Genomic DNA, 23,038 nt, shown 5'->3' on the forward strand with positions numbered 1-23,038 from the left:
CGTTGATGCACCGATCATGAATGCACTGCCGCATTGCGGCCGGCCCGTCTCCCGTCTCTCTACCGGCCCAACGTCATGAGTTACCTCCTCGACCCCTCCCGCAAGACCGTCACCATCCCCAAGCTGCAAGCGATGCGCGCCGCCGGCGAAAAAATCGCCATGCTGACCGCCTACGACTCCAGCTTCGCCGCGCTGCTCGACTACTGCGGGGTCGAGGTGCTGCTGGTCGGCGACTCCCTTGGCAATGTCATGCAAGGCCAGCAGACCACGCTGCCCGTGACGCTCGAACAGGTTGTCTATCACACCGAATGCGTGGCACGCGGCAACCAGAGCGCGCTGCTGGTGGCGGACCTGCCATTCGGCACCTATCCCACCCCGGAAGCCACCTTCACCAGCGCCGTGGCGTTGATGCGGGCCGGCGCGCAAATGGTCAAGCTGGAGGGCGGCGACTGGCTCGCGCCCACCGTCAAGTTCCTGGTCGAGCGCAGCATTCCGGTGTGCGGCCACATTGGCCTGACGCCGCAGTCGGTGCACGCGCTGGGCGGCTTCAAGGTGCAGGGCAAGACCGACGAAAGCGCGGCGCAGCTCAAGCGCGACGCGCTCGCGCTGCAAGCCGCGGGCGCCCAGCTGATCGTGATGGAAGCGGTGCCGGCGGCTGTGGCCGGCGTGGTCACCGGCCTGCTGACGATCCCGACCATCGGCATCGGCGCCGGCGCGGATTGCTCCGGCCAGGTACTGGTGCTGCAGGACATGATCAACGTCTACCCGGGCCGCAAGGCCAAGTTCGTGCGCAACTTCATGGAAGGCGCCGGCTCGATCGAGGCCGCCGTGCGCGCCTACGTGGCGGCCGTGAAGGACGGCAGCTTCCCGGCCGTCGAGCACACCTTCTCGGCCTGAGCGCGCGCCGGCAATGGAGATCGGTGCCGCCACCGCCGCGGCCTTTGCGCTTCTGGCCAGCGGTGACGGCGCCATCTGGTTCATCGTCTGGACCTCGCTGGTGGTGGCCGTGCTCGGGCTGGCGATGGCCGCCGTGCCGGCCATCGGCGCGGCCTACCTGATCGCCACCCACGATTTTCCCGGGCGGCGTGTGGTGGTGGTGATGGCGCAGGCCTTCCTCTCCTTCCCGACCGTGCTGGTCGGGCTGGTCCTCTACCTGCTGTTCACCCGCCACGGGCCGCTGGGCAACTTCTCCTTGCTGTTTACCCGCAGCGGCATGGTGCTCGGGCAGGCGGTGATCGGCTTCCCGGTGGTGCTGGCGTTTGCCCTGTCCACCTTGCAGGGGGCGGATGCGCGGCTGCGTGAAACCGCCTGGGTACTGGGTGCCGGGCGCTGGCGAACCTTTTTCACCGTCCTGCGCGAGATGCGCTTCGGCCTGATGGCCGCACTGGTGGCGGGCTTTGGGCGGGTCATCGCCGAAGTCGGCTCGGCACTGATGATCGGCGGCAATATCGAAGGCGCCACCCGGACCATCACCACCGCCATCGCGCTGGAAACCAGCAAGGGAGAATTCGCCCAGGGTATTGCGCTGGGCGTTGTGCTGATCGCACTGGCAGTGCTCGTCAATGTGATGCTGGCGTGGCTGCAAGGCGCGGGAGGATTTCGCCGATGAGCACCCTGCCCGCGCGCCGCACGCCTGACGGGCAGGCGTTGCCGCCTTCCCAGCTGCCGCCGCTGCTGACGGTGCGCGGCTTGCAGCGCCAGGTAGGCGCGCGGGGGCTGTTCGATATTGCCGAGCTTGCCTTCCCGCGCGCCGCTGTGGTGGTGCTGACCGGTGTCAATGGCGCGGGCAAGAGCACGCTGCTGCGCATGGTGGCGGGGCTGGAGCGCGCACCCGGCGCGACCGTGGCCTGGACCAGCGCGGACGGCACGCCGCACAACGCCGCACTCGATCCGCTGCCCGCCGCGCTGCGCCAGCGCATTGCCTACCTGCACCAGCATCCCTACCTGTTTCGCACCTCGGTGCGCGAGAACATCGCCTATGGCCTGAAGGCGCGTGGCATGCCCGACGACGAAGTCAGGCGGCGCGTGGGAGCCGCGCTGGGCTGGGCCGGCATCACGCACGTGCAGGACACCGCCCCCGAATGCCTGTCCGGCGGCGAGGTGCAGCGCGTGGCACTGGCCCGCGCCAAGGTGCTGGAGCCCGATTTGCTGCTGCTGGACGAGCCCACCTCCAGCCTGGACGGCCACGCTCGCGAACAGGTGATCGGCTTGGTGCAGGACCTGGCCGCCGAAGGCCGCAGCGTGGTGATGGTCTGCCACGATCGCGAGCTGATCAACCTGCCGGGCGTGGTGCGCTGGAAGCTTGGCGACGGGCGGCTGGATACGCGCCACCCCTGAACGCCTGGATCAGGCAGTTGCCGGTAACTCCGCCAATAGCACGCCCCGCAGCGAGTTCGCCAGCGCTAGTGCCTCCGCGCTCAGCAGCATGGCCCGCGTGACAACCGCCTCGCGCACCGTCCCGCCGAGGTGGTGTGCACCATCGCCCAGCACCGCAGCGCGCATCACGCCGGGCAGGATATCGGCGGCCAGCGGCGGCGTCAGCCACTCGCCTTGCACCTTGACGAACACCGAGCTGCGGCCGCCTTCGAGCAGCTCGCCGCGGGCGTTGAAGAACAGGCTGTCGAAGGCGCCGGCGCGCTCGGCCGCTTGCCAGCCGGCGTCATAGACAGCACGCGCGCTGGTCTTGTGGCGGCGCAACGCGTCCGCAACCGGCAGCGCCTGCGCGGCCAGCACCACGCGCACCGGGGCCGCGGCGAGCGGCGCCACCGGGCCGTGGGCAACGGTGAAGCTACCCGCCTTGTCCAGCGCCAGCCGCAGGCGCCAGGTGCCGGCACCGAGATCCGCCACGGCCGCCTGCACCAACGCCAACGCGCGAGCGCGCTCAAACCCGAAGCCGAAGCACGCAGCGGAAGCCGCCAGCCGCGCCAGATGCTGATCCAGGCGCTGGCACGCCCCGTCTTCCACCCGCATGGTTTCGAACAAGGTAAAGCCCGGATCGTGCGCGGTCAGGAAGCGCGCCTTCCAGCCGCACTCGGCAAATTCGCCCGCGGCGTCGCTGTCATGCACGATGCCACCGCCCACGCCCATCTCGCCCGCGCGCAGTCCGTCGGCGCCCTGCGCGCCTAATACCAGCGTGCGGATGGCGACCGACAGCGCAAAGGCACCCGGCCATGCCTGCGCTTGCCCTTCGCCGGGCGCATCGATCCAGCCGAGCGAGCCGGTGTAAAGGCCGCGCGGCGCGCGCTCCAGCTCGCTGATGATCTCCATGGTGCGCCGCTTGGGCGCGCCGGTGATGGAGCCGCAGGGAAACAGCGCGCGCATCAGATCCGCCAGGCTGGTGCCGGCGCGCGCCTTGGCAGTCACGGTGGAGGTCATCTGCAGCACCTGGCCGAAGGGCTGCACCACGAAGCGATCGGGCACGGCCACCGTACCCGGCACCGCGACGCGGCCCAGGTCGTTGCGCAGCAGGTCGACGATCATCACGTTCTCGGCGCGGTTCTTCGGGTCGGCCGCCAGCGCTGCGGCGGCCTCGGCATCGCGCCCGCTGTCGCCGGTAAGCGGGGCGGTGCCCTTCATCGGGCGTGCCAGCAACCGGCCTTGCCCGTCATGCCGGACAAACAGCTCGGGCGACAGCGACAGCACCCAGCCATCGCCCGGCAGCCGCGCCAGCGCGGCGTAGGGCACCGGCTGAGCGGCGCGCAGCGCGGCATACAGCGCCAGCGGATCGCCGAAAGCGGCAAAGCGCAGCCGCTGCGTGAAGTTGACCTGGTAGGTATCGCCAGCCTCGATCCACTGGTGGATCCGGGCAATGGCCGCGTGGAAGGCGGCTTCCGGCGTGTCGGCCGTGACGTCCATCACGCCGGCCGGTTCGCCCGAGGACGGCGCCAGCCACTGCGCGACCTCCCGCGTGTCCAGCCGGCGCATCTGCCGGAACCACAGCAGGCGCAGCGCGCCGTCATGGAAAGGCAGCGCGTGGTCGACATGGACCGGCACGCCGACCAGCGGGCCGCCGAATTCGTAGGGGGCGAACAGCGTGGCATGCCAGCCCTGGCGCCAGCCTTCGGCCAGCATGGCGTCGAGCGCGCCGAGCTCGGAGGCGTCGGGCAGCGCATCTTCACGGGCGAAGCCGGTGTACAGGCGCGAAGATGCCTCGCCGGGGGCGGCGGTGGCGTCGTCAAGCAGGACGAAGGGCTCGGCGGCGCCGGCAGAGCCGGATTCGGGCGCTTGTGAGATTGAGGAAGAAGACGAGCGGGTCAGGGAGACTGCCACGGGAAATCACCAGCATAAATTGAGGTCGCCATAAAGCGGGCGACATTGCATTATCGCGCGCCCGCCCTCTCCCCCGGCCCCTCTCCCACAAGTGGGAGAGGGGAGCAAACCTGAGGCACCGGCCGAAGTCGCGGAGCGGGCCAAAACCGCCCGCCCTGACGACGGCTTTCGCTCCCTCTCCCCTCAGGGGGAGAGGGCTGGGGAGAGGGGTGGCTTAGCTAGGAGCCAGTTCAAGCGAAGCCCACGGTTTTTTCGGCGCCCTCAAAACAAAAAAGCCGGCCACGCATCAACGCGTGGCCGGCCGCATGCCCCAAGCCGGATCAACTGAAGAAGCTCTTCACCTTATCCAGCCAGGATTGCTCCTGCGGGCTGTGGCGCGAGCCGCCTTCATGCACCGAGCGGTCGAACTGGCGCAGGATGTCCTTCTGCGCCTCGGTCAGCTTGACCGGCGTTTCCACGTTCACGTGCACGTAGAGGTCGCCGGGGTAGCCCGAGCGCACGCCCTTGATGCCCTTGCCGCGCAGGCGGAAGGTCTTGCCGGGCTGGGTGCCTTCCGGCACCGGGAAGCTGGCCTTGCCGCCCAGCGTGGGCACTTCCAGGTCGCCGCCCAGCGCCGCGGTGGCGAAGGAAATCGGCATCTGGCAGTGCAGGTCGTCGCCGTCGCGCTCGAACACCGCGTGCTGCTTGATGTGGACTTCCACATACAGGTCGCCCGGGGGGCCACCGTTGATGCCCGGCTCGCCATTGCCCGAGGAGCGGATGCGCATGCCCTCGTCGATGCCGGCGGGAATCTTCACTTCCAGCGTCTTCTGCGACTTCAGCTTGCCCTGACCGTGGCACTTGGTGCACGGCTTGGGGATGTGCTTGCCGGTGCCGTGGCACTTGGGGCAAGTCTGCTGCATCGAGAAGAAGCCTTGCGACACGCGCACCTGGCCCGCGCCATGGCAGGTCGGGCAGGTTTCGACGTTGGTGCCGGGCTCGGCGCCATTGCCGTGGCAATGCTCGCACTCGTCCCAGTGGGGCACCCGGATCTGCGCGTCGTGGCCGTGGGCGGCCTGCTCCAGCGTGATTTCCATGCTGTAGCGCAGGTCAGCACCGCGGTACACCTGCGGGCCGCCGCCACGGCGTCCGCCGCCAGCCTGGCCGCCTTGCTGGCCAAAAATATCGCCGAAGATGTCGCCGAAGGCTTCGGCGAAACCGCCGTAGGCCTGGCCGCCGCCGCCGAAGCCGCCCGCCATGTTGGGGTCGACGCCGGCGTGGCCGTACTGGTCGTAGGCTGCCTTCTTCTCAGGGTCCGAAAGCATCTCGTAGGCCTCTTTGACCTCCTTGAACTTCTCTTCGGAATCCTTGCTGTCCGGATTGCGGTCCGGGTGGTGCTTCATCGCCAGCTTGCGATAGGCCTTCTTGATCTCGTCGTCGCCGGCGTTCTTGCCCACCCCGAGCACTTCGTAAAAGTCACGTTTTGCCATGGTGGCTGCTTACCTGATGGGCCCGGAAGCGTCCAAAGCCCGCCCGGGCGAAATAGCAAAAAAGCCGAGCGAGGCATTCGACGGCGGTAACCCGCTTGGTCCAATGTCCGTCGCCCGGCGTCGGGATGGGGGCTGGCGCTGGTGTTGCGCACCGCGCCCCCGCCCCGCTCTTCCATTACTTCTTGTCGTTGACTTCCTTGAACTCGGCGTCCACGACGTTATCGTCCTGCGGATGGGCTTGCTGATGGCCCGCGCCGGCAGCACCGGCACCGGCCGCGCCCGCGGCGCCCGCCGCACCCGCTTCGCCGGCCTGGGCCTGCATGTCCGCATAGACACGCTCGCCCAGCTTCTGGCTGGCTTCGGACAGCGCGCTGACCTTGGCATCGATCTCGGCCTTGTCGCCGCCGCGTGCGGCGTCTTCCAGTTCCTTGATCGCGGCTTCGATCTTTTCCTTCTCGCCCGCTTCCAGCTTGTCGCCGTATTCGGTGACAGCCTTCTTGGTCGAGTGAATCAGCGCGTCGGCCTGGTTGCGGGCATCCGCCAGCTCACGGGCCTTCTTGTCTTCCTCGGCGTTGGCCTCGGCGTCCTTCACCATGCGCTGGATCTCGTCTTCCGACAGGCCCGAGTTCGCCTTGATGGTGATGCGGTTTTCCTTGCCGGTCGCCTTGTCCTTGGCGCCCACGTGCAAGATGCCATTGGCGTCGATGTCGAACGAGACTTCGATCTGCGGCGTGCCGCGTGCGGCCGGCGCGATGCCTTCGAGGTTGAACTCACCCAGCAGCTTGTTGCCGGTGGCCATTTCACGCTCGCCCTGGAACACCTTGATGGTCACGGCCGGCTGGTTGTCGTCAGCGGTCGAGAACACCTGCGCATGCTTGGTCGGGATGGTGGTGTTCTTGGTGATCATCTTGGTCATCACGCCACCCAGCGTTTCGATGCCCAGCGACAGCGGCGTCACGTCCAGCAGCAGCAGGTCCTTGCGGTCGCCCGACAGCACGGAGCCCTGGATCGCGGCGCCAACGGCGACGGCTTCGTCCGGGTTCACGTCCTTGCGCGCTTCCTTGCCGAAGAATTCCTTGACCTGTTCCTGCACCTTGGGCATGCGGGTCATGCCGCCGACCAGGATCACGTCATCGATTTCGCTGACCTTGACGCCGGCGTCCTTGATGGCGATGCGGCACGGCTCGATGGTGCGCAGGATCAGTTCCTCGACCAGCGATTCCAGCTTGGCGCGGGTCATCTTCAGGTTCAAGTGCTTCGGACCGGAGGCATCCGCCGTGATGTACGGCAGGTTGATTTCGGTCTGCTGCGAGCTCGACAGTTCGATCTTGGCCTTTTCAGCGGCTTCCTTCAGGCGTTGCAGCGCGAGTACGTCCTTGGACAGGTCGACGCCCTGGTCCTTCTTGAACTCACCGATGATGTAGTCGATGATGCGCTGGTCGAAGTCTTCGCCGCCCAGGAAGGTGTCGCCATTGGTCGACAGCACTTCGAACTGCTTCTCGCCGTCAACGTCGGCGATCTCGATGATCGAGATGTCGAACGTGCCGCCACCCAGGTCATACACGGCGATCTTGCGGTCGCCCTTTTCGTTCTTGTCCAGGCCGAAGGCCAGCGCGGCCGCGGTCGGCTCGTTGATGATGCGCTTGACGTCCAGGCCTGCGATGCGGCCAGCGTCCTTGGTGGCCTGGCGCTGCGAGTCGTTGAAGTAAGCCGGCACGGTGATCACGGCTTCGGTCACCGGCTCGCCGAGGTAGTCTTCGGCGGTCTTCTTCATCTTGCGCAGCACTTCGGCGGACACCTGCGGCGGTGCCAGCTTCTGGTCGCGCACGGACACCCATGCGTCGCCGTTGTCGGCCTTGACGATGGTGTACGGCATCAGGCCGATGTCCTTCTGCACTTCCTTTTCTTCGAACTTGCGGCCGATCAGGCGCTTCACCGCATACAGGGTGTTGCGCGGATTGGTCACCGCCTGGCGCTTGGCAGGCGCGCCCACCAGGATCTCGCCGTCTTCCATGTAGGCGATGATCGAAGGGGTGGTACGCGTACCTTCGGCATTTTCGATCACCTTGGGCGTATTGCCTTCCATGATCGCGACGCAGCTATTGGTGGTACCGAGGTCGATACCGATGATCTTACCCATTATTCTCTCCTCTTGAGCCCCGCTATCCGCGGGGACTGCAATTCATCCTGAGGCCGAAATGTGGCCGTCCGGGGCCATTTCAAGGGCCGGAAGTGCAATTCCGACTAAATTTCTCGGCTTCTCCTTCTGGTCAACGGCAGGCTGGCTGGCCAAGTTGCAGGGTGTTAGGAGACGTTGCGCGCCAAGCGTGGTTTTTGTGCTGCTTACATCATTTAAAACTGGATCGGCTAACGGCCTCGCTGCCACAGGACATCACTGCCCCCGCCGGCCCGGTTGAGCACGCGCGACAACACGAACAGCAGGTCGGACAAGCGGTTCAGGTACTGGCGGGGCGCCTCGTTCAGGGCTTCCTGCGCGCCCAGCGCCACCAGCGCGCGCTCGGCGCGCCGGCACACCGTGCGGCACACATGCGCCACCGCCGCGGCCCGGCTGCCGCCCGGCAGGATGAACTCGGCCAGGCGCGGCAGGTTGGCATTGTAGTGATCCAGCCATGCGTCCAGCTGCAGCACCTGCTCGGGCTTGACCAGCACGTAGCCGGGGATGGAGAGCTCACCGCCAAGGTCGAACAGGTCGTGCTGGATATGCAGCAAGGCCGTGCGGACGTCGTCGGGCAGCGTCTCGGTGAGCAGTACGCCGAGGTTCGAGTTGAGCTCGTCCACATCGCCGATGGCGGCAATGCGCAGGCTGTCCTTGCTGATGCGGCTGCCGTCGCCAAGCCCGGTGGTGCCGGCATCTCCGGTGCGGGTGGCGATCTTGGAGAGGCGATGGCCCATGCGGGTCTCCTGCGTTGGCGAATCCAGCATTATGGCGCGCATCCGCCCCTTCGCGTTAGCGCGCTGCCCGGCGCCGGGTGGCGGTTGCGGCGCCCGCCCAACGAGCCGCCCCTGGCGCGGCGTAGAATAACGGGATTCGCTTGATACGCTACCGGGTGCGATTGCCGGCGCCGTTCAGCGCGGCCTTTTGCCATGGCCGACGCTGCGCGTCCCCGGTCCCCACAGACCCGCCGGAGACGCCATGAACCAACCCCTTGCCCACGCCGCGCTGGTGCGCCAACCCCTGCCCGCCGCCGTGCGTGACGCCTTGCAGGCCCGCTTCGGCGAGCGCTTCTCCACCTCCCCCGGCGTCTGCGACCACCACGGCCGCGACGAGTCCCCCTTCCCGCCGGCAGCGCCGGACGGCGTGGTCTTCGCCCACACCACCGAGGAAGTGGCCGAAGTGGCCCGGCTGTGCAACGAGCACCGTGTGCCGCTGATTGCCTACGGCGCCGGTTCCTCGCTCGAAGGCCACCTGCTGGCGGTGGCTGGCGGCATCAGCCTGGACTTGTCGCAGATGAACAAGGTGCTGTCGGTGCAACCCGAAGACCTGAACGTGACGGTGCAACCGGGCGTGACCCGCAAGCAGTTGAACCAGGAAATCAAGGACTCCGGCCTGTTCTTCCCGATCGACCCCGGCGCCGATGCCTCGCTGGGCGGCATGTGCGCCACGCGTGCCTCCGGGACCAACGCGGTGCGCTACGGCACCATGCGCGAGAACGTGCTGGCGCTGACGGTGGTCACCGCCGACGGCCGCATCATCAAGACCGGCACCCACGCTCGCAAGTCCTCCGCCGGCTACGACCTGACCCGCCTGATGATCGGCAGCGAAGGCACGCTGGGCATCATCACCGAGGTGACGGTGCGGCTGTACCCGCAGCCCGAAGCCATCTCGGCGGCCATCTGCAGCTTCCCCAGCATGGGCAGCGCGGTGCGGGCAACCATCGAGACCATCCAGCTGGGCGTGCCCGTCGCGCGCGTGGAGTTCGTCGACGCGCTGGCCATCCGCGCCATCAACCGGCACGACAACCTGTCCATGCCGGAGGCGCCGCACCTGTTCTTCGAATTCCATGGCACCGAGGCCGGCGTCAAGGAGCAGGCCGAGACCGTGCAGCAGATCGCCGCCGACAATGGTGGCCAGGGCTTCGAGTGGGCCACGCGGCCGGAAGACCGCAGCCGCCTGTGGAACGCGCGCCATACCGCTTACTTCGCCATGCTGCAGCTCAAGCCGGGCTGCAAGGCGGTCACCACCGACGTGTGCGTGCCGATTTCCCGCCTGGCCGATTGCGTGACCGAGACCGAGCGTGACCTCAACGCGTCCAGCCTGCCCTGCCCCATCGTGGGCCATGTGGGCGACGGCAATTTCCACGTCGCGATCCTCACCGACCCTGAAAAGCCTGAAGAGCTCGCCGAGGCCGAGACCATCAACCGGCGCATCGTGGAGCGCGCGCTGGCCATGGGCGGCACCTGCACCGGCGAGCACGGCGTGGGGCTGCACAAGATGGATTTCCTGGTCAGCGAGCACGGCGAAGACGCGCTCGACCTGATGCGCGCCATCAAGAACGCGCTCGATCCCAACCATATCCTCAACCCGGGCAAGATCTTCCGCCCGGTACGCTAAGGGATCGCGCGGCATGGCATCCGTGTTCAACCGCGTCCCGCCGCTGCACCTGCTGATCGCGTTCGAAGCCGCCGCCCGGCTGGGCAGCTTCGCACGCGCGGCCGAGGAGCTGTCGGTCACGCCCAGCGCGGTGTCGCACCGCATCAAGAACCTGGAGGAGCTGTGGGGCGAGGACCTCTTCGTGCGCGCCAACGCCGCGCTGCGGCTGACGGCCGCTGGCACGCGCTACCTGCGCAATGTGCAGGATGCCCTCAAGGCGCTCAACGAACTGGCCCGGCCCGAGTACAACAAGCTGCGCACCCGCCTGCGCGTGGCGATCCCACCCACCTTCGGCCGCCAGCACCTGGTGCCGCGCCTGCCCGAGTTCACGGCGCTGTACCCGCACATCGACACCGAGCTGCACCTGGCCATCCCCTTCCTGGACGTGAAGGCGGAAGACACCGATGTGGAGATCCGCTACGGCACCGGGCGCTACCCCGACCTGAAGACCACCAAGCTGCTGGTCGAGCCCGTGTTCCCGGCCTGCGGGCGCGAGTACTACGAGCGCATCGACGGCCGCGCCATCACCAAACCCGAGCACCTGCACAACCTGGTGCTGCTGCGCAGCCCGCTGGAACCCTGGAAGCCCTGGTTCGAGACCGCCGGCCTGGACTGGCCCGAGCCCCAGACCGGCCCGCAGTTCAACGACATCGGCCTGATGCTTGAAGCCATCGCCTCCAACCAGGGCGTCGCGCTGGTGCGCCAGCGCATGGCCCGGCACTGGCTGTCGCTGGGCCAGATGGTGCGGCTGCTGGACATCGAATCGGTGTCGCCGCACGGCTACTACATCGTCGAGCGCGAACAGGCGCCGCTCAAGCCGGAGGCCCGGTATTTTGTCGACTGGCTGCTCAGCCTGGACTGGTAGCACCTCCAAACCCAAACCTGAACATCAGCGAAGAGGAATCCTGCCAATGCTCGCCCTGAAGCTGTTACTGGTACCCGGCTTCATCGCATGCATCTCCATAGCGGGCAAACGCTGGGGCCCCAGCGTGGCCGGCTTGCTGGCCGGCATGCCCGTGGTGGTTGGTCCGATCCTGTTCTTGATTGCACTGGAGCGTGGCGCGCCATTTGCCGCAGCAGCGGCTACCAGCGCCCTCTGCGCCGTGTTCGCGTCGGTCGCGTTCAGTTTGGCCTATGCCTGGAGTTGCCGCCGGCACGGATGGCCGCTGGCGCTGACGGCTGCCTTGGGTGCCTGGCTGGCCGCGGCGGCGTTGCTTGGCAGGCTGCCCTTCTCGCCCTTCACCGCTCTGGCCTTGGCGCTGCTCACGCTAGGCATCTGCCCGTCGCTCTTTCCGCCGCCCGGTCCCGCCGGGCTGGCGGCTCCCGTGTCTCGCGCGGGGCTGCTGATGCGCATGCTGGCCGGTGCGGCCCTGACGGTCGCGGTAACGACCCTGTCGGCATCGATCGGCTCCACCTGGAGCGGGCTGCTGGCCGTGTTCCCCGTGCTTGGCATTGTGCTGTCGGTGTTCTCGCACCGGGCAGCCGGCCCGGACTTTGTCGTCGCCTTGCTGGCTTCGATGGCGGCAGGCTTGTTTTCCTTTGTCGCGTTCTGCTTCACCTTGGCCGTACTCTTGCCGCAAAGCACCATCGCGATCGCCTTTCCCATGGCAATCCTTGCTACAGCTGTTACACAATGGGCAGTCAAGGCATATCGGGAACGACGCGCCAGACAGCAGCTCGTGACTGCCAACCAGGAGCACGCATGATGCCCATGCAGATCCGCCTGCTCACCCCCACCGATGCTAGCGCCTTCCAGGCACTGCGCCTCGAAGGCCTGCTGGAGGCGCCCGCTGCCTTCGGTTCCAGCTTCGAGGAAGAGCGTGACCTGCCGCTGGCCACCGTCGCCGGCCGCCTTGAGGCAACGCCCGAAAAGGCCGTGATCGGCGCCTTTGAAGCCACCGAGGGCGGCACCGCGCTGGCCGGCGTGGTCGGGCTGATGCGCGAGGACAAGGCCAAGCAGCGGCATAAGGCGTTTATCTGGGGCATGTATGTGGCGCCGGGCTATCGCGACCGGCGCCTCGGGCGACAGCTGATGGAACAGGCGTTGGCGGTGGCCACCGACATGCCCGGGCTGCGCCAGGTCACGCTCTGCGTCAACGTCATCAATGCGCCAGCGATCGCGCTCTATGAGGCCATGGGCTTCGTGCGCTACGGCGTGGAGCCGCAGGCGCTCTATGTGGCACCGGACTATCACGACAAGCTGGAAATGGTACACATGCTGGCGCCGCGCGGACAATAAAGCGGCCTATTGCCGCCTTGCGCCGCGCCGGTGCTAAGCTGGATTGGTACCGGCCAGCCTGCGAGGATCCCCTCGCCACCGCCCGCGTGGCACGTTCCGCGCCCACGCCGTCATGAGCGATTTTGATCGGCCCGCCATGCGGAATTCACGTTGCCACGAGGCTGCGCAGCCACCTGGCTGCGCTATAGTCCTTGCTCCCCACCCGCGTCCGCCCTGCCATGGCGGGCGCCGGCGGCCATAACAGGAGTTGCCATGAACGCCCCGCACGAAGTCTCACTGGTCGCCGACGACGCACGCCGCAGCGCGTTGCTCGCCGGCCTGGCGAAAATCCTGCCCGATGCGGCGTTGTTGTGGAAACCCGAAGACACCGTGCCCTACGAGTGCGACGGCTTGGCAGCCTATCGCCAGGTGCCGATGGCCGTGGCGCTGCCCGACAACGAAGACCAGGTCTGCGCCATCCTGCGCCTGTGCCACTCGCTGCAGGTGCCCGTGGTGCCGCGCGGCGCCGGCACCAGCCTGTCCGGCGGGGCCATGCCGATCGCCACTGGCCTGGTGCTGTCGCTGGCCAAGTTCAAGCGCATTGTCAGCGTGGACGTGCGCTCGCGCACCGCGGTGGTCCAGCCCGGCGTGCGCAATCTCGCCATCTCCGAGGCCGCCGCGCAATACAACCTCTATTACGCCCCCGATCCTTCCTCGCAGATCGCCTGCACCATCGGCGGCAACGTCAGCGAGAACTCGGGCGGCGTGCATTGCCTGAAGTACGGCCTGACGGTGCACAACGTGCTGCGCGTGCGCGCCGTCACCATGGAGGGCGAAGTGGTGGAGTTCGGCTCGGAAGCGCCCGACGCGCCGGGGCTGGACCTGCTGGCCGCCGTGATCGGCTCCGAAGGCATGCTGGCGGTGGTCACCGAGGTGACCGTCAAGCTGATCCCCAAGCCGCAGCTGGCGCAGGTGATCATGGCCAGCTTCGATGACGTGGCCAAGGGCGGCAACGCGGTGGCCGATGTGATCGGCGCCGGCATCATCCCTGCCGGGCTGGAGATGATGGACAAGCCCGCCACTGCAGCGGTCGAGGAATTCGTGCGCGCCGGCTACGACCTGGACGCCGCCGCCATCCTGCTGTGCGAGTCCGACGGTACGCCGGAAGAAGTGGCCGAGGAAGTGGAGCGCATGAGCGAGGTGCTGCGCGCTTCCGGCGCCAGCCGCATCCAGGTGTCGCAAAGCGAGCCCGAACGGCTGCGCTTCTGGAGCGGGCGCAAGAACGCCTTCCCCGCCGCCGGGCGCATCTCGCCAGACTACTACTGCATGGACGGCACCATCCCGCGCAAGCATATCGGCACGCTGCTCAAGCGCATCGAGGAGATGGAGCGCAAGTACGGCCTGCGCTGCATGAACGTGTTCCATGCTGGCGACGGCAATATGCACCCGCTGATCCTGTTCGATGGTGCGGACCAGGACGAATGGCACCGCGCCGAGCTGTTCGGGTCCGACATCCTGGAGAGCTGCGTGGAGCTGGGCGGCACGGTGACCGGCGAGCACGGCGTGGGCGTGGAGAAGCTCAATTCCATGTGCGTGCAGTTCTCCGCGCAAGAGCGCGAGCTGTTTTTTGGCGTCAAGGCGGCCTTCGACCCGGCGCGCCTGCTCAACCCCGACAAGGCCATCCCCACGCTGGCGCGCTGCGCCGAGTACGGCCGCATGCATGTGAAGCGCGGCCTGCTGCCGCACCCTGACCTGCCGCGATTCTGAACATGGCCGCTCAAAACGCCACGCAACGCAACCGCAGCAGCGCGCAAACCCGCCAGCGCCTCGGCAAGCCCGAATCCGGCTGGCGCGAGCGCTGGTACACCATCATCTTCGAGGCCGACACGCGCAACGGACAGCTGTTCGACATCACTCTGCTGCTGGCCATCGTGGCCAGCGTGCTGATTGTGATGTTTGACAGCCTGCCGGCGGTAAACCTGCGGCTGGGCCGCGTGTTCACGGTGCTGGAGTGGCTGTTCACGCTGCTGTTTACCGCCGAATACCTGATGCGCATCGTGGTGGTGCGCCGCCCCTTGCGCTATGTGTTCAGCTTCTTCGGCGTGGTTGATTTCCTGTCGATCATCCCGACCTGGCTCGCCTTCTTCGTGCCGGAGCTGGCCTTCCTGATCGACGTGCGGCTGCTGCGGCTGCTGCGCGTGTTCCGGATCCTCAAGCTGACGGTGTATTTCGAGGAAGCGCAGATCCTGTACCACGCGCTGGCCAACAGCCGGCGCAAGATCTTCGTCTTCCTTGGCACGGTGTTCATCATCACCGTGATCCTCGGCACCGTGATGTATGTGGTGGAAGGCCCGCAGCACGGCTTTACCAGCATCCCCGTGAGCATGTACTGGGCGGTGGTGACGCTCACCACCACCGGCTTCGGCGACATGGTGCCCAAGACGCCGCTGGGCCAGTTCATCACCTCGCTGACCATCCTGCTGGGCTACGGCATCATCGCCTTCCCCACCGGCATCGTGGGCGCGGAGCTGGCCGCCAGCATCATGAAGCGGCCGCTGACCACGCGCACCTGCAACCATTGCCTGACGGAAGGCCACGATCCCGACGCCGGCTACTGCAAGCACTGCGGCAGCGAGCTGCCGCCTTACCAGGGCGAGAGCGAACGCGAGCCGGCAGGCTCCCGCGCAAGCGCCGAGACGCCACCTCACCGTCCCACTTCTTCCGCCTGACCTAGCTCACGCCGACACCCGCCCGCCACCATGCCAGCAGATCCGCAAGCCACCCTCTCCGCCTTTCGCGATGCCATCCGGCATGCCACCGACACGCGCGCGCCGCTGCGCCTGCGCGGCGGCGGCAGCAAGGATTTCTACGGCCAGCATGCGCAAGGGGCGCTGCTCGACACGCGCGCCTACAGCGGCATCGTCGACTATGACCCGCCCGAGCTGGTGATCACCGCGCGCTGCGGCACGCCGCTGGCGGAGATCGAGGCGGCGCTGGCCGAGCGGCGCCAGATGCTGGCGTTCGAGCCGCCGCACTTCAGCACCGGCGCCAATGCCAGCGACGTGGCCACGATCGGCGGCGCCGTGGCCGCTGGCCTGTCCGGCCCGCGCCGGCAGGCGGTGGGCGCGTTGCGTGACTTTGTGCTGGGCACACGCGTGATGGATGGCCGTGGCGACGTCCTGAGCTTTGGCGGCCAGGTCATGAAGAACGTAGCCGGCTATGACGTCTCGCGGCTGATGTCCGGGTCGCTCGGCACGCTGGGGCTGATCCTGGAAGTCTCGCTCAAGGTGCTGCCGGTGCCCTTCGACGACGCCACGCTGCGTTTTGCGCTGGACGAGGCCGCGGCGCTCGATCGCCTCAACGACTGGGGCGGCCAGCCCCTGCCGATTGCCGCTTCGGCCTGGCACGACGGCGTGCTGCACCTGCGCCTGTCGGGCGCGGCGGCCGCGCTGCGCGCCGCGCGCGAGCGGCTTGGCGGCGAAGCCGTGGACGCCGCGCAAGCCGATGCATTGTGGCGCGCGTTGCGCGAGCAGAGCCACGCCTTCTTTGCCCCGGTGCAAGCTGGCCGGGCACTGTGGCGCATTGCCGTGCCAACCACCGCCGCGCCGCTGGCGCTGCCCGGCGGGCAGCTGATCGAATGGGGCGGCGGCCAGCGCTGGTGGCTGGGCGGCAGCGACAGCGCGGCCGACAGCGCCATCGTGCGCGCCGCGGCCAAGGCGGCCGGCGGCCACGCCACGCTGTTCCGCAACGGCGACAAAGCCGTGGGCGTGTTCACGCCGCTGTCCGCACCGGTGGCTGCCATCCATCAGCGGCTCAAGGCGACGTTCGACCCCGCCGGCATCTTCAACCCGCAGCGCATGTACGCCGGCCTCTGAGCCACGGGCGGCACCGCACCACACCGCATCGATCCCCAGCCAAGGCACCGGAGAGTCCCCGAACCATGCAAACCACACTGGCCGAATTCCTGCGCGACACGCCCGACGGCGAAGAAGCCAAGTCCATCGTCGGCAAATGCGTGCATTGCGGCTTCTGTACCGCGACCTGCCCCACCTACCAGTTGCTCGGCGACGAGCTGGACGGCCCGCGTGGCCGCATCTACCTGATGAAGCAGGTGCTGGAGGGCCAGCCCGTCACGGAAAGCACACGCCTGCACCTGGACCGCTGCCTGACCTGCCGCAACTGCGAATCCACCTGCCCCTCGGGCGTGAAGTACGGCCGTCTGGTCGACATCGGCCGCAAGGTGGTGGACGACCGCCTTGCGGCCGAAGGCATCCAGCGCCCGGCGCGCGAGCGTTTCGCGCGGTGGGCGCTGCGCGAAAGCATGACGCGCCCGGCACTGTTCGGCACGGCCATGCGCCTGGGGCAGCGCGTGCGAGCGCTGTTGCCGCAGGCGCTGCGCAACAAGGTGCCGCAGGCGGTCAACGCCGGCGCATGGCCGCGCACCACGCACGCGCGCAAGATGTTGTTGCTCGACGGCTGCGTGCAGCCCTCGATGTCGCCCAACATCAATGCCGCCACGGCACGCGTATTCGACCGTCTTGGCGTGCAGCTGGTGGTGGCGCGCGAGGCCGGTTGTTGCGGCGCCGTGCGCTATCACACCGGCGACCACGATGGTGGCCTCGACAATATGCGGCGCAATATCGACGCCTGGTGGCCGGCGGTGCAAGCCGGCGCGGAGGCCATCGTGATGACGGCGTCGGGCTGCGGCGTGATGGTCAAGGAATACGGCCACCTGCTGCGCAACGATGCCCGCTATGCGGATCGCGCGCGCCAGATCTCGGCGCTGACCAAGGATCTGTCGGAGCTGCTGCCGAACTTCGCCGACGCCCTGCAAGACGCGGCCGCCGAGGCAAGAAGCAGCAAAGGCTCCAACGGCACCAATGGCCAGCGCGTGGCCTATCATCCGCCCTGCACGCTGCAGCACGGCCAGCAGATCCGCGGCAAGGTGGAAGCCCTGCTGGCAGGCCTGGGCGTGGACGTCAAGCTCTGTGCCGACAGCCACCTGTGCTGTGGCTCCGCAGGCACGTACTCGGTGCTGCAGCCCGAATTGTCCTATCGGTTGCGCGACGAGAAGCTCGCCAATCTGCAGGCCTCGAAGCCCGAGGCCATCGTCTCGGCGAATATCGGCTGCATCACGCACCTGCAAAGCGGCACCGGCACGCCGGTGATGCACTGGATCGAGCTGGTGGATCGCATGCTGGGGTAGGCTGGACGCGTGGTGCCGGGTTACCATGCGATGGCATTCACCCTTGCCGCCTTTCGCTCCTTTCGCCCCGCCCGCGCATGCTCCAGACCTTTGCCATCCTGCTGGTTTTCCAATCCGTCGGGGAAGCGCTCAGTTATTCCCTGAGCCTGCCCGTGCCCGGGCCGGTGATCGGCATGATCCTGCTGTTCGGCTGGCTCACCTTCGACGACCGGCTGCTGCCGGTGATCCAGGGGACCACGTCCGAGCTGCTCAAGCACTTGTCGCTGCTGTTCGTGCCGGCGGGCGTCGGCATCATGGTGCACGCGCACCGCATCGGCGGGGAATGGCTGCCGATCGTGGTGGCGCTGGTGGTGTCCACCTGGCTGGCGATCGCCACCACCGCGCTGGTGGCGCGCGCGCTGATGGGCAAGCCCCGGCCGCCTGAGGATGCCGGCGCGCAAGCCGGTTCGGGAGATCAAGCATGACGCCGCGCCTGAACGAGATCTGGGTCTATCTGGCGGCCAGCCCGCTGCTCGGCCTGACCGCTACCTTGCTGGCCTATGTCTTCGCGTTCCGCGTCTATGAGCGCGCGCGCTTCTCGCCGCTAGCCAATCCCGTGATGATTGCGGTCGCGATCCTGGTCACGCTGCTGACGGTGACCGGCACGCCGTACAAGACCTATTTCGATGGCGCGCAGTTCGTCCACTTCCTGCTCGGGCCCGCTACCGTCGCGCTGGCGGTGCCGCTCTACATGCAGCTGCCCAAGTTGCGCAAGCATGTGTTCCCGCTGCTGGGCGGGCTGCTGGCGGGATCGCTGGTGGCGGTGGTATCGGCCGTTGGCATCGCCTGGCTGCTGGGCGCTTCGCCCGAGACCATGCGCTCGCTCGCGCCCAAGTCGGTCACCATCCCGATCGCCATGGGCGTGGCCGAGAAGATCGGCGGCCTGCCCTCGCTGACCGCCGTGCTGGTGATGGCCACCGGCATCATCGGCGCGGTCAGCGCCACCAAGCTGCTGAACCTGCTGCGCATTTCCGACTACACCGTGCGCGGCTTCGCCACCGGCGTGGCAGCGCACGGCATCGGCACGGCGCGCGCCTTCCAGGTCAACCAGGAGGCCGGCGCCTTCGCCGCGCTCGGCATGGGCCTGAACGGCGTGCTGACCGCCGTGATGGTGCCGATGCTGGCGGCATGGATGCCACGCTGATCCCTGATCCCTGCTGACAGGACGTTGTCAGGAGCCCCCGCGCATGATCCGTCTCTCCATCACCCCTGAGAGAGACCATCATGAGCGGACTGATCAACTGGCTTGAAATTCCTGTCGTGGACATGACCCGTGCCATCCGGTTCTACGAGCAGGCCTTCGAGACCACCCTCAAGCGCGAAACCATGGCGCAGATCGACATGGCTGTCTTTGCCAACCGTGAGCCTGGCGGCGCACTGGTAGCCGGCGAGGGCTTCCGCCCCTCGGCCGACGGCTGCCTGCCTTACCTGCACACGCCGCAGCTCACGGCGCTGCTGGCGCGTGTCACCGCGGCCGGCGGCAAGACCGTGTTCGGCCCGCTGCAGTTGCCTGGCGATATCGGCCATATCGCGCATATCATCGACAGCGAAGGCAATCGCGTCGGCCTGCACCAGCCACTGGTAGGATAGTCAGCCACCGCGACCGTTTTACCAATACCCGCATAGCACCAAGATGAAGCCTCGATGAGCCGCCGCGCCGACCGCCTTTTCCAGATCGTCCAGGTACTGCGCGGGCGCCGCCTCACCACGGCGGCGCTGCTGGCGCAGCGGCTCGGGGTGTCCGAACGCACGGTGTACCGGGATATCCAGGCGCTGTCGCTGTCGGGCGTGCCGGTGGAGGGCGAAGCGGGCATCGGCTACCGGTTGCGGGCCGACTATGACGTCCCTCCGCTGATGTTCACCGCGATCGAAGTCGAAGCGCTGGTGGCCGGGCTGCGGCTGCTCAAGGCCTGGGGCGGCGGGGCGCTGGCCGCCGCGGCCGATCCCGCGTTGGAGAAGCTGGTGGCGGCGCTACCGCCCGCGCGGCGTCATGCGGCGCAGCAAAGCCGCGTGTTCGCCCCCGAATTCGTCAACCTGCCGCAGGTGCGCGACGCCTTTGACGTGGTGCATGGCGCCATGAACGCGCAACGCCTGCTGCGCCTGGACTACACCGACGCGCAGCAGCGCGCCACCGACCGCATCGTGCAGCCGCTGGGCCTGTTCTTCTGGGGCAATAGCTGGCTGCTGGCCGCCTGGTGCACCACGCGCACCGACTATCGCAGCTTCCGCCTGGACCGCTGCCGCGGCATCGTCATGCTGGAAGACCGCTTCCACGAAACGCCCGACCGCTCGCTCAACGGCTTCCTGCGTGCGGTGCAGCACACCAGCGGCTAGCCGGCCGATCGGGTGATCGGCTGATCGGCTGATCGGCTGATTCGGGACGCATCCTACGCCGGCTCGGCCAGCAGCGTCTCGATGTCGCGCTTGATATCCTCGGGCTTGGTGGTGGGCGCGTAGCGCTTGAACACCGTCCCGTTGCGGCGCAGCAGGAACTTGGTGAAGTTCCACTTGATCGCTTCCAGGCCAAGCACGCCCGGCTTCTCCGAGGTCAGCCAGCGATACAGCGGATGCGCGTTATCGCCCTTGACGTCGATCTTGCCGAACATCGGGAAAGTGACGTGGAAGCGCGACTCGCAGAACTGGCCGATCTGCGCGGCGTCGCCCGGCTCCTGCTTGCCGAACTGGTTGCAGGGAAAACCCAGCACGGCAAGGCCACTGGCGGTGTACTGGTCCTGCAGCGCCTGCAGGCCGGCGTATTGGGGCGTGAAGCCGCACTCGCTGGCGGTGTTCACGATCAGCAGCACCTTGCCGCTGAATTGCGACAGCGGCACCGGCTGGCCAGCCAGGGAGCTGGCTTCGAACTGGTAGACATTGCTCATGACGGAATCCTCGGGTGGCACGGCGGCGCACGGCGATGCGCGTCCTGTACCGGTCAGTGTACTAGGCGATGCGGTGCGTGCTCAGATCACGTTCAGGTGTTCGGTGCCGGCGCCCAGGTCGGGCTCGCGGTCCAGGGTGCCGTGCAGCTTGATCATCAGCCGCAGGTCGTTGAGCGAGTCGGCATTGCGCAGCGCGTCTTCGTAGGTGATCTTGCCGGCCTCGTAGAGATCGAAGAGCGCCTGGTCGAACGACACCATGCCCTGCTCGCGCGATTTCTTGATGACTTCCTTGAGCGCATGGATCTCGCCCTTGAAGATCAGGTCGGCCACCAGCGGCGTGCCGAGCATGATCTCCACTGCCGGCACCCGGCCCTTCTGCCCTTTGCGCGGCAACAGGCGCTGCGACACCATCGCCTTCAGGTTGAGCGACAGGTCGATCAGCAACTGCTGGCGCTTTTCCTCGGGGAAGAAGTTGACCACGCGGTCGATGGCCTGGTTGGCATTGTTGGCGTGCAGCGTGGCCAGGCACAGGTGGCCCGTCTCCGCGTACTGCATCGCGTATTCCATGGTTTCCCGATCGCGGATTTCGCCGATCAGGATCACGTCGGGCGCCTGGCGCAACGTGTTCTTCAACGCCACGTGCCAGGAGTCGGTATCGATGCCGACCTCGCGCTGCGTGACGATGCAGTTCTGGTGCGCGTGCACGTATTCGATCGGGTCCTCGATGGTGATGATGTGCCCATACGAATGCGCATTGCGATGATCGAGCATGGCCGCAAGCGAGGTCGACTTGCCCGAGCCGGTGGCGCCGGTAACGATCACCAGTCCGCGCTTTGACATCACGATGTCATGCAGTGCTGGCGGCAGGTCGAGGTCTTCCACCGAAGGAATGCGCGTATTGATGGTACGCACCACCATGCCCGCCTTGCCCTGCTGGATGAACGCGGAGACGCGAAAGCGCCCGGCGTTGGGCACGGAGATGGCGAAGTTGCACTCGCGGCTGCCGTCGAACTCTCCCGCCTGCCGCTCATTCATGATGGAGCGCACCAGGCCGAGCGCCTGGGTGGGGTTGAGCGGCTGCTGCGAGACTGGCGTGATCTTGCCGTCGACCTTGATGGCCGGCGGAAAATCCGCGGTGATGAACAGGTCCGAGCCGCGGTTGCCCACCATCAGCTCGAGCAGGTCGTTGATGTACTTGGCGGCGGATTCGCGATCGAGCATGGCGGTGTCCTGGTTCGGATGCGGCGGACTCGCCTCAGCCCGTGAATGAGTCGGGGTTCTTGGCAATGGCGCGGGCATCGTTGTAGTTGATGATGCCGCGCTTGATCAGGTCCGACAGGCACTGATCCAGCGTCTGCATGCCAAGGCCGCTGCTGGTCTGCATCATCGAGTACATCTGCGCGATCTTGTTCTCGCGGATCAGGTGGCGGATCGCCGGCGTGGCGATCATGATCTCGTGCGCCGCCGTACGGCCGTTGCCGTCGCGCGTCTTGAGCAGCGTTTGCGAAATCACCGCTTCCAGCGACTCCGACAACATGGTGCGCACCATGTCTTTTTCTTCGGGCGGGAACACGTCGACAACCCGGTCGATGGTCTTGGCCGCCGAGCTCGTGTGCAGCGTGGCGAACACCAGGTGGCCGGTTTCGGCCGCGGTCAGCGCCAGGCGGATGGTTTCCAGGTCGCGCAGCTCACCCACCAACACCACGTCGGGATCCTCGCGCAGCGCGGAGCGCAGCGCGTTGGCGAAAGAATGCGTGTGCGGCCCCAGCTCGCGCTGGTTGATCAGGCTCTTCTTGGACGTGTGCACGAACTCGATCGGGTCCTCCACCGTGAGGATGTGGCCCATGTCGTGATCGTTGCGGTGGTCCACCATCGCCGCCAGCGTGGTGGACTTGCCCGAGCCGGTCGGGCCGGTCACCAGCACCAGGCCGCGCGGCTTCATGCACAGGTCGGCGAATACCGCCGGCGCGCGCAGGTCTTCCAGCGTCAGTACCTTGGAAGGAATGGTCCGGAACACGGCGGCGGCGCCGCGCTGCGTGTTGTAAGCGTTGACCCGGAAACGCGAGAGGCTGGCGATCTCGAAAGAAAAGTCGATTTCCAGCCGTTCCTCATATTGCTTGCGCTGGGTGTCGCTCATGATGTCGTACACCATGGCGTGGACATCCTTGTGGCCCATCGCGGCCACATTGATGCGGCGCATATCGCCGTGGATACGCACCATCGGCGGCATGTCTGCCGAGAGATGGAGATCGGACGCCTTGTTCTTGACGGCGAAAGCTAATAGCTGCGCGATGTCCATCTATAATGACCCCACCCTTTTTGTCGTACTTATTGTTGTACTTCTTG

Annotated in this window: 22 protein-coding genes; 15 read left to right on the top strand and 7 right to left on the bottom strand. The window is 67.1% G+C overall.

Annotated features, from left to right (window positions below; all coding sequences use genetic code 11):
* The first annotated feature begins 75 nt into the window (after nucleotides 1–75).
* From panB to AC1Q7Q_RS06870, 3 genes are read left to right on the top strand one after another with little or no spacing between them, the layout of a single operon-like run.
* Nucleotides 76–897, top strand: coding sequence for a 3-methyl-2-oxobutanoate hydroxymethyltransferase (gene panB / locus AC1Q7Q_RS06860; RefSeq protein WP_174422932.1), 822 nt, complete (start codon nucleotides 76–78; stop codon nucleotides 895–897).
* 13 nt (nucleotides 898–910) lie between these two features.
* On the top strand, nucleotides 911–1,609 hold the full coding sequence (locus AC1Q7Q_RS06865) for an ABC transporter permease (protein ID WP_492372974.1): 699 nt from the start codon (nucleotides 911–913) through the stop codon (nucleotides 1,607–1,609).
* Nucleotides 1,606–2,337, top strand: a complete 732-nt coding sequence (locus tag AC1Q7Q_RS06870) for an ATP-binding cassette domain-containing protein (RefSeq protein ID WP_492372973.1) — start codon at nucleotides 1,606–1,608, stop codon at nucleotides 2,335–2,337. The genes AC1Q7Q_RS06865 and AC1Q7Q_RS06870 overlap by 4 nt, the downstream gene beginning before the upstream one ends.
* A gap of 9 nt (nucleotides 2,338–2,346) precedes the next feature.
* On the opposite strand, the gene AC1Q7Q_RS06875 is transcribed toward AC1Q7Q_RS06870, so the two are convergent.
* From AC1Q7Q_RS06875 to AC1Q7Q_RS06890, 4 genes are all read right to left on the bottom strand, one after another.
* Nucleotides 2,347–4,269: a chorismate-binding protein gene (locus AC1Q7Q_RS06875; protein ID WP_492372972.1), complete on the bottom strand. Its 1,923-nt coding sequence runs from the start codon at nucleotides 4,267–4,269 to the stop codon at nucleotides 2,347–2,349.
* 320 nt (nucleotides 4,270–4,589) lie between these two features.
* Complete coding sequence (gene dnaJ / locus AC1Q7Q_RS06880; protein ID WP_150985979.1) at nucleotides 4,590–5,738, bottom strand: molecular chaperone DnaJ; 1,149 nt, start codon at nucleotides 5,736–5,738, stop codon at nucleotides 4,590–4,592.
* A 175-nt stretch (nucleotides 5,739–5,913) separates the two neighbouring features.
* Complete coding sequence (gene dnaK, locus AC1Q7Q_RS06885; protein WP_367651384.1) at nucleotides 5,914–7,920, bottom strand: molecular chaperone DnaK; 2,007 nt, start codon at nucleotides 7,918–7,920, stop codon at nucleotides 5,914–5,916.
* A 185-nt stretch (nucleotides 7,921–8,105) separates the two neighbouring features.
* Entirely contained in the window at nucleotides 8,106–8,651 is a 546-nt protein-coding gene (locus AC1Q7Q_RS06890) for a cob(I)yrinic acid a,c-diamide adenosyltransferase (protein ID WP_492372971.1), read from the bottom strand.
* A gap of 241 nt (nucleotides 8,652–8,892) precedes the next feature.
* On the opposite strand from AC1Q7Q_RS06890, the gene AC1Q7Q_RS06895 reads away from it, so the two are divergent.
* The 12 genes from AC1Q7Q_RS06895 to AC1Q7Q_RS06950 all read left to right on the top strand — a co-directional run bounded on the left by AC1Q7Q_RS06895 (nucleotide 8,893) and on the right by AC1Q7Q_RS06950 (nucleotide 20,147).
* Entirely contained in the window at nucleotides 8,893–10,311 is a 1,419-nt protein-coding gene (locus AC1Q7Q_RS06895) for an FAD-binding oxidoreductase (protein WP_492372970.1), read from the top strand.
* Nucleotides 10,312–10,324: 13 nt separating this feature from the next.
* The gene (locus AC1Q7Q_RS06900) at nucleotides 10,325–11,215 is read left to right on the top strand and encodes a LysR substrate-binding domain-containing protein (RefSeq protein ID WP_150985975.1); all 891 of its coding nucleotides are present in this window, start codon (nucleotides 10,325–10,327) and stop codon (nucleotides 11,213–11,215) included.
* 46 nt (nucleotides 11,216–11,261) lie between these two features.
* Nucleotides 11,262–12,056 carry a hypothetical protein gene (locus AC1Q7Q_RS06905; RefSeq protein ID WP_492372969.1) on the top strand — a complete coding sequence of 265 codons (795 nt, stop codon included), beginning with the start codon at nucleotides 11,262–11,264 and terminating at the stop codon, nucleotides 12,054–12,056.
* Nucleotides 12,053–12,589 carry a GNAT family N-acetyltransferase gene (locus tag AC1Q7Q_RS06910; protein WP_492372968.1) on the top strand — a complete coding sequence of 179 codons (537 nt, stop codon included), beginning with the start codon at nucleotides 12,053–12,055 and terminating at the stop codon, nucleotides 12,587–12,589. Before AC1Q7Q_RS06905 ends, AC1Q7Q_RS06910 begins: the two co-directional genes overlap by 4 nt.
* A gap of 252 nt (nucleotides 12,590–12,841) precedes the next feature.
* Nucleotides 12,842–14,335 carry an FAD-linked oxidase C-terminal domain-containing protein gene (locus AC1Q7Q_RS06915; protein ID WP_492372967.1) on the top strand — a complete coding sequence of 498 codons (1,494 nt, stop codon included), beginning with the start codon at nucleotides 12,842–12,844 and terminating at the stop codon, nucleotides 14,333–14,335.
* Between the two features lie 2 nt (nucleotides 14,336–14,337).
* Nucleotides 14,338–15,297, top strand: coding sequence for an ion transporter (locus AC1Q7Q_RS06920; RefSeq protein WP_492372966.1), 960 nt, complete (start codon nucleotides 14,338–14,340; stop codon nucleotides 15,295–15,297).
* 30 nt (nucleotides 15,298–15,327) lie between these two features.
* Nucleotides 15,328–16,443 (top strand): glycolate oxidase subunit GlcE, encoded by a 1,116-nt coding sequence (glcE, locus tag AC1Q7Q_RS06925; protein ID WP_492372965.1) that lies wholly within the window; start codon nucleotides 15,328–15,330, stop codon nucleotides 16,441–16,443.
* 65 nt (nucleotides 16,444–16,508) lie between these two features.
* Nucleotides 16,509–17,774: a glycolate oxidase subunit GlcF gene (gene glcF / locus AC1Q7Q_RS06930; protein ID WP_492372964.1), complete on the top strand. Its 1,266-nt coding sequence runs from the start codon at nucleotides 16,509–16,511 to the stop codon at nucleotides 17,772–17,774.
* Nucleotides 17,775–17,851: 77 nt separating this feature from the next.
* Nucleotides 17,852–18,238 (top strand): CidA/LrgA family protein, encoded by a 387-nt coding sequence (locus tag AC1Q7Q_RS06935; protein WP_492372963.1) that lies wholly within the window; start codon nucleotides 17,852–17,854, stop codon nucleotides 18,236–18,238.
* Nucleotides 18,235–18,957, top strand: a complete 723-nt coding sequence (locus tag AC1Q7Q_RS06940; protein WP_043349437.1) for an LrgB family protein — start codon at nucleotides 18,235–18,237, stop codon at nucleotides 18,955–18,957. Before AC1Q7Q_RS06935 ends, AC1Q7Q_RS06940 begins: the two co-directional genes overlap by 4 nt.
* Before the next feature lie 80 nt (nucleotides 18,958–19,037).
* Nucleotides 19,038–19,403, top strand: coding sequence for a VOC family protein (locus AC1Q7Q_RS06945; protein WP_492372962.1), 366 nt, complete (start codon nucleotides 19,038–19,040; stop codon nucleotides 19,401–19,403).
* Between the two features lie 54 nt (nucleotides 19,404–19,457).
* Nucleotides 19,458–20,147 (top strand): helix-turn-helix transcriptional regulator, encoded by a 690-nt coding sequence (locus AC1Q7Q_RS06950; protein WP_492372961.1) that lies wholly within the window; start codon nucleotides 19,458–19,460, stop codon nucleotides 20,145–20,147.
* 53 nt (nucleotides 20,148–20,200) lie between these two features.
* On the opposite strand, the gene AC1Q7Q_RS06955 is transcribed toward AC1Q7Q_RS06950, so the two are convergent.
* The 3 genes from AC1Q7Q_RS06955 to AC1Q7Q_RS06965 all read right to left on the bottom strand — a co-directional run bounded on the left by AC1Q7Q_RS06955 (nucleotide 20,201) and on the right by AC1Q7Q_RS06965 (nucleotide 22,991).
* The gene (locus AC1Q7Q_RS06955; protein ID WP_492372960.1) at nucleotides 20,201–20,692 is read right to left on the bottom strand and encodes a glutathione peroxidase; all 492 of its coding nucleotides are present in this window, start codon (nucleotides 20,690–20,692) and stop codon (nucleotides 20,201–20,203) included.
* 81 nt (nucleotides 20,693–20,773) lie between these two features.
* A complete protein-coding gene (locus AC1Q7Q_RS06960) occupies nucleotides 20,774–21,913 on the bottom strand; it encodes a PilT/PilU family type 4a pilus ATPase (RefSeq protein WP_492372959.1) in 1,140 nt (379 codons plus the stop codon).
* Between the two features lie 34 nt (nucleotides 21,914–21,947).
* Nucleotides 21,948–22,991, bottom strand: a complete 1,044-nt coding sequence (locus tag AC1Q7Q_RS06965; RefSeq protein WP_150985964.1) for a type IV pilus twitching motility protein PilT — start codon at nucleotides 22,989–22,991, stop codon at nucleotides 21,948–21,950.
* Between the last annotated feature and the right edge of the window lie 47 nt (nucleotides 22,992–23,038).

It is taken from the genome of Cupriavidus sp. GW823-FHT07A04, assembly GCF_058794615.1.

Bases quoted from the DNA above. Each gene is read 5' to 3' on its own strand.
- panB (WP_174422932.1), top strand. From the start codon at position 76: ATGAGTTACCTCCTCGACCCCTCCCGCAAGACCGTCACCATCCCCAAG.
- AC1Q7Q_RS06865 (WP_492372974.1), top strand. From the start codon at position 911: ATGGAGATCGGTGCCGCCACCGCCGCGGCCTTTGCGCTTCTGGCCAGC.
- AC1Q7Q_RS06870 (WP_492372973.1), top strand. From the start codon at position 1,606: ATGAGCACCCTGCCCGCGCGCCGCACGCCTGACGGGCAGGCGTTGCCG.
- dnaJ (WP_150985979.1), bottom strand. From the start codon at position 5,738: ATGGCAAAACGTGACTTTTACGAAGTGCTCGGGGTGGGCAAGAACGCC.
- AC1Q7Q_RS06890 (WP_492372971.1), bottom strand. From the start codon at position 8,651: ATGGGCCATCGCCTCTCCAAGATCGCCACCCGCACCGGAGATGCCGGC.
- AC1Q7Q_RS06895 (WP_492372970.1), top strand. From the start codon at position 8,893: ATGAACCAACCCCTTGCCCACGCCGCGCTGGTGCGCCAACCCCTGCCC.
- AC1Q7Q_RS06900 (WP_150985975.1), top strand. From the start codon at position 10,325: ATGGCATCCGTGTTCAACCGCGTCCCGCCGCTGCACCTGCTGATCGCG.
- AC1Q7Q_RS06905 (WP_492372969.1), top strand. From the start codon at position 11,262: ATGCTCGCCCTGAAGCTGTTACTGGTACCCGGCTTCATCGCATGCATC.
- AC1Q7Q_RS06910 (WP_492372968.1), top strand. From the start codon at position 12,053: ATGATGCCCATGCAGATCCGCCTGCTCACCCCCACCGATGCTAGCGCC.
- AC1Q7Q_RS06915 (WP_492372967.1), top strand. From the start codon at position 12,842: ATGAACGCCCCGCACGAAGTCTCACTGGTCGCCGACGACGCACGCCGC.
- AC1Q7Q_RS06920 (WP_492372966.1), top strand. From the start codon at position 14,338: ATGGCCGCTCAAAACGCCACGCAACGCAACCGCAGCAGCGCGCAAACC.
- glcE (WP_492372965.1), top strand. From the start codon at position 15,328: ATGCCAGCAGATCCGCAAGCCACCCTCTCCGCCTTTCGCGATGCCATC.
- glcF (WP_492372964.1), top strand. From the start codon at position 16,509: ATGCAAACCACACTGGCCGAATTCCTGCGCGACACGCCCGACGGCGAA.
- AC1Q7Q_RS06935 (WP_492372963.1), top strand. From the start codon at position 17,852: ATGCTCCAGACCTTTGCCATCCTGCTGGTTTTCCAATCCGTCGGGGAA.
- AC1Q7Q_RS06940 (WP_043349437.1), top strand. From the start codon at position 18,235: ATGACGCCGCGCCTGAACGAGATCTGGGTCTATCTGGCGGCCAGCCCG.
- AC1Q7Q_RS06945 (WP_492372962.1), top strand. From the start codon at position 19,038: ATGAGCGGACTGATCAACTGGCTTGAAATTCCTGTCGTGGACATGACC.
- AC1Q7Q_RS06950 (WP_492372961.1), top strand. From the start codon at position 19,458: ATGAGCCGCCGCGCCGACCGCCTTTTCCAGATCGTCCAGGTACTGCGC.
- AC1Q7Q_RS06955 (WP_492372960.1), bottom strand. From the start codon at position 20,692: ATGAGCAATGTCTACCAGTTCGAAGCCAGCTCCCTGGCTGGCCAGCCG.
- AC1Q7Q_RS06960 (WP_492372959.1), bottom strand. From the start codon at position 21,913: ATGCTCGATCGCGAATCCGCCGCCAAGTACATCAACGACCTGCTCGAG.
- AC1Q7Q_RS06965 (WP_150985964.1), bottom strand. From the start codon at position 22,991: ATGGACATCGCGCAGCTATTAGCTTTCGCCGTCAAGAACAAGGCGTCC.